Genomic DNA, 1409 nt, shown 5'->3' on the forward strand with positions numbered 1-1409 from the left:
TCACACGATGTGCGTCAGAGCCAATTTTGCATGCCGATCCACAGATTTGGCCGAAAGGTTCGCAATCGGACCATGCCGGACAGAAGTTTCAGGCCACGTAGAAGAACAATGGCACCGGGGCAACGGCACAGATGACCACCGCCAGAAAAGGCCAAAAGGAATATAGCCGCGAGGCACCCGCGATGAACGCCAGTCCACCTCCGCCGCCGAGGAGCGAGTTTCCCGGTGTGTTGAGCGCTATGGCGAGCAGCAGGTGCCTGTTGTCAATCAGTCTTCGACCGAGGTTCGACGGAATGATCCCGGAAAGCGCGTCCATTCGGTCAACCGGGGCGGCGGCGTCATATTCGGCGACGAAGTCCGCGGCCCTGGTCAGTCTAAGCCAGTTCAGCAGACCTGCGAGGATCGTTGCGGGTATCAACCGCGCGACAGCGAATGACAGAACCAGCGCGCTGACCATCCCAAGGTAAACAAGCGGTGCAACTTGCCCACCAAACAACAAGAGCATTGCGAATCCGATTTCCGCGCCCGGAACAAAGGGGATAGCAGCGAGAACGATGAATGCCACGAATGCCGTCATCACAATCCGATGGATCAATGGCTCATTCATCGGGCGCATGTCTGGAACGGTCAGGTCCTTCAACAGGTCACCCAGATACCAGCCCCCCAGAAAGAGCAGGCCGTAAAATGCAATTGCTCTTCGCCTTGCCCAAAAACCTTTCAAAACCGCGCGCACAACGGATTGCCGTCCGGGTCCATCAACTGCATATCCTGAAGGATGTCCGCAGGCGAAGCCGTCTCGAGCGCTGACGCGGATTCTCCGATGAAGACGATCTCGCGTCGGGACGTCCAGTACCATCGACGACGCTCCCAGGTGATCGAAACGCGGATTGACCCGTCGCCCTTTACCAGCCCATCGTAGTCGAAACGACCACGGCTTTCGCTTTCAAGCATACCGGTGAAGCGAACGCCCTCGGCGGTCTCTTCCGTGTGGTAGGGTCCCGGAACGAAACCGCAACGCGTACAGATATCGGACCAGAATTGGCCGTCGTTGAAAAACAAGCTGTCTTCCATGTCGGGATTTTCAATCGGCCCGATCATGCCTGAAAAGGAACGGCCATCAAGGACGCCCTCGGCGTTCGCACCGCCCGGCCCGGTGAACGTGACGAAAAGCGTTGCGGCTAATGAGATGACAATTCGTCTGAACAATTCGCTCACTCCTGCAGCCTGCAAGCTAAACAGCAAACCTTGTGTGCGCAACAAATGTAACGATTTGGTCGCCGAGGCAGGTCTGCCTCGGGCTCGAAGCGGAGAGTGCACCTTGGGCCCAAGTCTCGCTCACCTGCACCACGAAGCGCAAAAAAAGGCACCAAAGGCGCGCACTGGCATGATGTCAGTGTCAGGGTTCACAG

At 57.4% G+C, this 1409-nt stretch carries 2 protein-coding genes; both read right to left on the reverse strand.

What is annotated here, in order from left to right; genetic code table 11:
• Positions 1-88 precede the first annotated feature (88 nt).
• Positions 89-640, reverse strand: a complete 552-nt coding sequence (locus PVW49_RS23660) for a hypothetical protein (protein ID WP_274591799.1) — start codon at positions 638-640, stop codon at positions 89-91.
• A 77-nt stretch (positions 641-717) separates the two neighbouring features.
• Positions 718-1215, reverse strand: a complete 498-nt coding sequence (locus tag PVW49_RS23665; RefSeq protein ID WP_274591800.1) for a hypothetical protein — start codon at positions 1213-1215, stop codon at positions 718-720.
• Positions 1216-1409: the final 194 nt, after the last annotated feature.

The organism is Marinovum sp. PR37 (genome assembly GCF_028807375.1).
Lineage (GTDB): Bacteria > Pseudomonadota > Alphaproteobacteria > Rhodobacterales > Rhodobacteraceae > Marinovum > Marinovum algicola.